Source organism: Faecalimonas canis (assembly GCF_054601575.1).
In genome coordinates this window covers 1-7,701 of sequence record NZ_BAAHSI010000025.1, presented here as the reverse complement: position 1 = coordinate 7,701, position 7,701 = coordinate 1, and the positions used below count along the sequence as shown (strand labels likewise).

The window sequence follows — 7,701 nt, the reverse complement described above, 5'->3', positions numbered from 1 at the left end:
TTTCTGCAATTCGAGACATCCTCAAACTTATTGAGTGTTCGCCCCTTCGCTTCACCCCCATTACAGGAACTTCTTCACTACTATGGGCTCTGCTGACTTCTCACAGTTCGTTGTTACTAGGCTAATGAAACCTCTGTGAGACCTCCACGCTTAAGGTGCACGCTCTTTCTCTCCATATATCCGCCACATCTACTCTGCTGCTACAAATGTGATAGTTATTAGACTTCGTTGTCTTTTGCCAACTTATCTCTCACAGCCTAGCCTTATATGTGATTTCTATCCGTCGGACCAGAGATTTGCTTACAACTTCCTTCAGATTCCACCTCACGATGGACACCCTTGCTGTTCAGCTATACACTTCCCACTATCTGGGCATGTTCGGGACTTACACCCGTTAGAGCGCGCCCATGGCGCGCAAACAAAAAGACTTCCCATGAACATTTCATGGAAAGCCTTTTCCCCGCTAAGATTTCTTACCGACATAATATTCTTTTTTCATTGCCCGCATTGCCCCTCTGGCAATCACATCCACAATATTAAATCCAAACGCAATCGCAAGACAGGTTGCAAGCAAAATAATCGCCTCGCTAAACGCCATACCGATGTCACGGCTTACGCATCCGTACATCATATAATATAAGTTAGGTCCCGGAATAAGCGGGAACACGGACGCCGTCAGGAAAATCGTTGACGGAGCTTTATTCTTTCTCGACATAACGAAAGCATATCCGGCAACAAACACTGCCGCTACCAACGTTGCAAAGAAGTTGCTCGGTTTCCATTCATACACAAGCAGATAAATTCCCCATGTGATAAACGCCCCCACGCCTGAGTAAAGAACCTGTTTTCCTCTGATTTTAAACCAAAAGGCAAATCCCACACAGGCAATCGTACACGCTATTAACTGCACCGGAATATTGTGATTTAAAATAAATCCCTCTGCCGAAACCCCGTCCAACAGTAACATGGCAAAAGCCGTTCCAAATGCAATTCCCGCTGCCCCGAGCATCGAGTTCATAATGTTAATCGAACCTGAAATATAGTCTTTCTGTAATAATTCCCGTATTCCGTTTGTCGTACTCAGACCACTAATCAAAAGCATGACAATCCCAATCATAATACGCTCGGGGTGATCGCCCAGACCCGCGCGTACGCAGAGAATAATAATCACTTCTGACAAAAACGATAAAACCACATTGTAAATGAGAAGATTTTCTTCTCTTCGGCTTAACCAGCCGCCTACAATTACAATCATCAGCGATACGATAACCGCGACAATAGCGTCCTGAAAATTACTTCCGAAGAACACGGCAAACCCTGTTCCGCCCATAACCGCTGCAAAATATTTAATCGCCGGATGCTGTGCCGGTCTGTTGACGACTTCTAAATATTTTTCCCGCAGTTCTTTCTCATCAGGCGTATGCTGACAGACATAACGGGATAAATTATTCAAATAATCTAATTGGTCGAAATCTATATCCGCATTTTCAATATGACGAATCTGCGTAATAATTTCCCCCTCCGGAGTTTCCACCGTAATCTGAATGTTACTCGGAATAACAAATACATCGTATCTTACGAACCCATAACTTTTGCACATACGGTAAAGACTGTCTTCCAGTCGGAAGTTCTCCGCCCCATTAATCAGCATTGCTTCCCCGATGTCCAAAATGCCCTGCACTATTCTCTTGTAATCCATAAACTTCCCTACCTCTAAATAAAATATACTGTATGTAATGATATAGATAGTATAGGGAAAAGTCAACTATAAATTATCCAATGAAACGGCGTCTTTTTCTGATGTAAGCAACAATTCCCGTTCCCACTGCCAAAACAAGCATCAGATAAAGAAGAATACTGTTGTCATCCGCTGTTTTCGGGCTTTCCGGCGTACTCGGTTTGTCAGCCTGTCCCGGTTCATTCGGCTTGCTCGGGTTCTCCGGTTTCGGTGACGGTTTCTCGTCTTTTTTCTCTTCTACGGTAACTTTACATACCGCTGTTTTGCCGTCCTCGGAAGTAACGGTAATTTCTGCCGTACCGATGCCTTTTGCCGTAACAACTCCGTTTTCATCTACCGTAACTACTTTTTCGTCGCTGCTCGTCCATACAAGATTTCTATCCGTCGCATTTTCCGGAATAAATGTGGCAACTAACTGTTCGCTCTCATTTACATATAACTTCAATTCCGTTTTATTCAGCACAATCTTGTCCAAAGGAACATAGGTGTTCAAATCTTTATCGGACATTCTCACGTTAATGTAGTAGATAGATTTTTCAACCGAAACTTTATCGTTGTTATCCACTACCTGTTTATCGCTCGGCGCGTTTCCTCCCCAGTAGTTATAGTTCAGGTCAAGTACGCCCTCCGCCATATCTTCCGTAGAAATATATGTATTTCCTAAAACTTTATTTTTATTGAAAACAACGTTATCCGCATTTGCCCCATAGAACCAAATCTTTCCTGCGTCGTTAAATGTATTTCCCGTAAGCACATATGTAACGTTTGCGTCTTGATTTACGGTATCCGCTTTTGCGGCAAAAGAAAGTTCTTCGCTTCCCGTAACCGTATTGCCTGTGAAAACCGTATTTGCCGCATAACTGCATATTGTCATTTTGCAATCCGTAAACTGTGAATTTGTCACATACATATCTGCTGTCGCCTTATCGCTTGCCGTCGGCTGACTGTAGATTGCAGTTCCGAAGTTTTTAAAGGAACAGTTGTCTATTTCTACTTTGTCGCCTGTGCCGACAAATACCGCGTAATCGCTTTTCTGCTTTGGCGCTCCCGTCATATGAACGTTTTCCAGTCTGCCCGAATTTATGCAAAATCCGTTTCCGCTTGTCGTAAAGTTAACATTTAAATCAGACACGTTCAATTCATCCGCGTTATAGAACAGGTAATCTCCGTTTTGTAGCGATTCTACTTTTGCGATATTGAGTGTGTGTCCGTTTCCTTTTACGGAAATATTTTTGACGTTATTTATCTGGTTCCAGACGTTCACGTCAACATCACGCAAAATTTCAACGGTATCTCCGCTTTTTGCCGCTTTAAACGCTTCTGCCAACGTTTTGTATTCCACATCTCCGATTTTTGCAACCGCATTCGTCATTGCGACATGGGAACCGTTAATGGTTGCGTCCACCGTAATGTTTTCCTGACTTCCGCTTTCTGTCTTATTGTAAAAATCTCCGTGCGGTGTAATTACGTCCGTCACGTCTTTTCCGCCTGAAGTCGCTTTGTGTACAGTCGCTTCACAACCTTTAATCGTCGTATTGACTTTATCCTGTCCGTTATAAATCGTTCCTACCAAAGCGCCAAATTCGCTTCCGTCCTCGGCATCCGGCGCGGTGAGGGTAAGACTTCCTTCATATGTACAGTTTTTCAATGTATTTCCATAATGAAGAATACCTAAAATTCCACCCACATCGCAGGTAGAACCGATTACGTCGATTTTTACGTCACAGTCTTTGACCGTCTGGTTACCTTCGCCCATAAATCCTACAAGACCGCCCACATATGTACGGTATTGTTCACTCTCGGCTTTCACATAACTGCCCGCATCTCCCGTCACATCCACATTCGTGTAATCGCCGTAAGCATTTTTTCCGCAGGCGCCGCCTACGTAAGCGTATCCTTCCACAATTACTTTACCGCTAACTGTAACATTTTCGTAGTCTGCCGTATACGGCGTTCCCGCAATAACGCCTACGCACATTCTTCCTTTTACGGAAGCATTGTGTACTTCCACATTTTTTACCGCTCCACCGGAAGTATATCCGAACAGACCGACATCACTTTTTCTAGGAGTGTTGATACTCAAATTACTGATAACATGACTTTTACCGTCAAATGTTCCCCGAAAACTTTTTCCTTCTTTTCCTACAGGTGTCCATTCTTTGTTGTTTAAGTCAATGTCATCTGCAAGAGAAACTGTTTTTCCTTTGAAATTTGTTCCGTCACTTACCAGTTTTGACAAACCTGCCAACTGACTTGCATTACTGATTTCATACATATTTTTGTCTACTGCATACCATGAAGTATCTGTTGTTTTTCCGTCCCAAGCCTCAGCCTTTGTTTCTTTTGCAAATGCTGTAGTCGGGAGCATTGTCAATACCATTGCAACTGACAATAAAAGTGCCGACCATTTTCTTTTTTTCATTGTTATTTATCCTCCTTATTTGTTATATATCTTTATTTTCGCATATACAATTAAGGATTTCAATATTTTACCATACAAAAAAGCCGAGATATTCTCCCGACTTTCTAAAGGCGCCAACCAGATTTGAACTGGTGATAGAGGTGTTGCAGACCTTTGCCTTACCACTTGGCTATGGCGCCATTTTATGTTGATAATATATTCTATACTTTCAACACAAAAATTATACCAAATTATTTTTTCTCCGTCAATGTTTCTTCTGAAACTTCACAGGCAATCTTCAAATAATCACTTTCCTCCTGTTTTCGCCTTGGGATGAATTTTTTCGCAAATTTCCCCTCGCCCCTTCGTTTCACATAAAAATAACCGATAATAGAGAAAACAACCGCACCGATAAAGTTTACAAACAAATCTTTCATCGTATCTTTCAGACCGATATCCAAGTAACCTCCAAGTCCAAGTTCCTGTCCGTTGACGATTACCTCATTTATGTCATCAATATGTACCACATTCGTTTCTCCGTTTGGGTCAAGCATAACTGTAGAAATGCTATGCACAACTGTATCTTTCTGTGTATCCATTCCCAAAAATGTATCTACCGTACATTCATAAAATTCCCACATAACTCCAATTGTCATGGAAAAACAAAACGCCACAATCGCCATATACAACGGAGATAAATTAAATTTCGCTTTCTTGTTACGGTTTAAAATATCCACAAGTGAAAATCCAATTGCCGCCGCAAGAAAACCATTAATTGTGTGAAGCATCGTATCCCAGCCCGGTATCTTTGTATAATATGAACCGATTTCTCCTAAAACTTCCGCTGCCACAATAAAAAGCAATATAATAATCTCAAGAGTGGTAGGCAATTCTATCTTTAGTTCCACTTGCAGAAAACTTGGCACAACCAAAAGCAAAAGCGTCAGCACGCAATAAAATACATCTTCGTAATTCTTATTTAAAATCTGTAATATCATAATAAGAATAACTAACGCCCTCAATACCATATAGACAATGAACGAACTTTTATGCTCTTTTATCTCCATTTTCATTGCCTTCCAATGAATTTTAAATCTCTGTTTCATTTTTATCCCTTCAATCTGCCTTCTTTTTATAGAATATGGTATATAGTATCATTATGCCTCCACATATTCAAATTATTTATAAAGACACCCACTCCTTCAGTTCATCTTCATCCACATGAACTGAAAATACCTTTCCCTCTTGCAAATCTGCTCCCACGCAGGAAACACTCAACTCTTTATTTGTATTTCCCATGCCACTGCCTCCTGATGTTGCAAACGGTATAACCGTTTTACCTTCAAGATTATATTTTTCTAAAAACGTATTGATAATTGTTGGAGCAACATACCACCAAATGGGAAAGCCTATATAAATCTTATCATACTGTTCCATATGTTCCACTTCATTAGCTACCGGCGGACGAAATGCCTTATTTTCCATTTCTATACTGCTGCGGCTCATCTTGTTATGCCAATCCAAATCCGCAGATGAATATAATGTTTCCGGTACGATTTCATGCAAATCTCCCCCGGTTACAGATGACAGTTTTTTTGCCAGTTTTTCTGTTGTTCCTGTTGCACTAAAATATACCACTAAAGTTTTACTCATCCCAATCATCCTCTCTGAAAATATATTATGCATTAATGATACTGCTATTTTTTTGCCATAGCAATATCCTTTTAGAAATTCATTATCTCATAAAAATATTTTTATTATGTAAAAATGAAGTTTTCCATACATTAAAAGGGGCTGTTGCAAAATAGATGAGTAATCATCTATGGAGCAATAGCTCCCTTTTTATGCCTAAAAGCAGAAAACGGACTCCGAAGAGTCCGCAATCCATGGTATAATTAAGTATGACCAAATACATAAAATACCATAAAAATTATACCGAATTCGGCGAGCCTTATCAACTGGTTTTGCCATTAAATTTGGAAGGTTTGGTTCCTGATGATGATTCTGTTCGACTGCTGAGCCACGAATTGGAGGATTTAGATTACAGTTTGCTGTATCAGGCTTACTCTGCCAAAGGCAGAAATCCGGCAGTGGACCCAAAGACCATGTTCAAGATCCTGATCTATGCTTATTCCCAAAATATCTATTCTTCCAGAAAGATTGAAACCGCGTGTAAACGTGATATTAACTTTATGTGGCTTCTTGCTGGCCAAAAAGCACCGGATCACAGCACGATTGCAAGGTTCCGTACTGGATTTTTGGCAGACACCTGCGAAGACCTGTTCTATCAGATGGTACGTCGCTTGGAACAAATGGGTGAACTATCAAAAGAAACCGTATTTATAGATGGTACGAAACTGGAAGCCTGCGCCAATAAATATACGTTTGTATGGAAGAAATCGGTTGGAAAATGGGAAGAAAAGATGTTCCTGAAAATACAGGAGGCGGTCACCCTACTGAACCGGGAGTACCTACAGTCTTTCTGTGTATCGGAAGAAACCAGAACACAAGATATTCAGAAGATATGCTGTTTTATAGAACAAGTATGTGAAGAACAGCATACCGTTTTTGTACATGGAAGAGGAAGACGCAAAAGCCGGAACCAGAGGTATCTGGAGTTGTTCCGCCGTTTTCTGGAACGCCAGACTGTTTATGACTGGCATACAGCCAGTTTCCAGGGGAGGAATAATTATTGTAAAACAGATCCGGACGCTACATTTATGCACATGAAAGATGATCACATGAGAAACGCACAGTTGAAGCCGGGATATAACGTGCAGATTGGTGTAGACAGTGAATATATTATTGCAACGGATATTTTCCAGGATCGGAATGATGTCTGGACACTGGTTCCCTTTCTGGAGATAATGGAGAAAAAAGTGGGATTCCGTTATCCAAGTGTGACTGCGGATTCGGGATATGAGAGCGAGGAAGCTTACACATATCTGCGGGAGCAGAAACAGAAACCGTATATCAAACCGCAGACCTATGAGAAATGGAAAAAGCGCAGTTTCAAACAGGATATCAGCAAACGGGAAAATATGGGATATGATAAAATAACAGACACTTATATATGCCATGCTGGGAAGAAACTAAAACCTCTTTTCATAAAAAAACAGAAAAGTAAGAGTGGCTATGAATCAGAAGTGACCGTTTATGAATGCGAAGACTGTACAGGCTGTCCGTATAAAGAAAGATGTACCCGTGCTAAAGGGAATAAACGTCTGTACATCTCCAAAAGTTTCTTAGAGAAGCGTCAGGAATCTTATGAAAATATCCTGAGCGAAAAGGGAATCTTATACCGGATGAATCGCTCGATACAAGTGGAGGGAGCATTCGGAGTTCTAAAAAATGACTATGAATTCCAAAGATTTCTGCTCCGTGGGAAAACCAAAGTGAAACTGGAGATTCTTTTACTGTGCATGGGATATAATCTAAATAAACTGCACGCAAAAATACAGAATGAGCGAACAGGAAGCCACCTGTTCGCAGTAAAAGAAACCGCATAAAAAGGCAAAAAACTGATAGCTTTATTAAAGTACGCAATAAATATCCACCCGCC

Annotated in this window: 5 protein-coding genes and 1 tRNA gene; 1 reads left to right on the top strand and 5 read right to left on the bottom strand. The window is 40.8% G+C overall.

Annotated elements, in window-relative coordinates; genetic code table 11:
* Positions 1-463: 463 nt before the first annotated feature.
* The 5 genes from ACYPXO_RS07705 to ACYPXO_RS07685 all read right to left on the bottom strand — a co-directional run bounded on the left by ACYPXO_RS07705 (position 464) and on the right by ACYPXO_RS07685 (position 5,792).
* Entirely contained in the window at positions 464-1,699 is a 1,236-nt protein-coding gene (locus ACYPXO_RS07705; protein ID WP_459640006.1) for a threonine/serine exporter family protein, read from the bottom strand.
* Between the two features lie 73 nt (positions 1,700-1,772).
* Positions 1,773-4,160, bottom strand: a complete 2,388-nt coding sequence (locus ACYPXO_RS07700) for an Ig-like domain-containing protein (RefSeq protein ID WP_459640005.1) — start codon at positions 4,158-4,160, stop codon at positions 1,773-1,775.
* Positions 4,161-4,268: 108 nt separating this feature from the next.
* Positions 4,269-4,339: transfer RNA gene (locus tag ACYPXO_RS07695), tRNA-Cys, on the bottom strand.
* Positions 4,340-4,390: 51 nt separating this feature from the next.
* The gene (locus ACYPXO_RS07690; protein ID WP_459640004.1) at positions 4,391-5,245 is read right to left on the bottom strand and encodes a hypothetical protein; all 855 of its coding nucleotides are present in this window, start codon (positions 5,243-5,245) and stop codon (positions 4,391-4,393) included.
* Positions 5,246-5,321: 76 nt separating this feature from the next.
* Positions 5,322-5,792, bottom strand: a complete 471-nt coding sequence (locus ACYPXO_RS07685) for a flavodoxin (protein ID WP_459640003.1) — start codon at positions 5,790-5,792, stop codon at positions 5,322-5,324.
* Between the two features lie 248 nt (positions 5,793-6,040).
* Between ACYPXO_RS07685 and ACYPXO_RS07680 the strand changes: the two genes are divergently transcribed.
* Positions 6,041-7,648, top strand: coding sequence for an IS1182 family transposase (locus ACYPXO_RS07680; RefSeq protein WP_459640002.1), 1,608 nt, complete (start codon positions 6,041-6,043; stop codon positions 7,646-7,648).
* Positions 7,649-7,701: the final 53 nt, after the last annotated feature.

What these genes read in the sequence shown, in the direction of transcription:
- ACYPXO_RS07705 (WP_459640006.1), bottom strand. Translation starts at nt 1,699, where the DNA reads ATGGATTACAAGAGAATAGTGCAGGGCATTTTGGACATCGGGGAAGCA.
- ACYPXO_RS07700 (WP_459640005.1), bottom strand. Translation starts at nt 4,160, where the DNA reads ATGAAAAAAAGAAAATGGTCGGCACTTTTATTGTCAGTTGCAATGGTA.
- ACYPXO_RS07690 (WP_459640004.1), bottom strand. Translation starts at nt 5,245, where the DNA reads ATGAAACAGAGATTTAAAATTCATTGGAAGGCAATGAAAATGGAGATA.
- ACYPXO_RS07685 (WP_459640003.1), bottom strand. Translation starts at nt 5,792, where the DNA reads ATGAGTAAAACTTTAGTGGTATATTTTAGTGCAACAGGAACAACAGAA.
- ACYPXO_RS07680 (WP_459640002.1), top strand. Translation starts at nt 6,041, where the DNA reads ATGACCAAATACATAAAATACCATAAAAATTATACCGAATTCGGCGAG.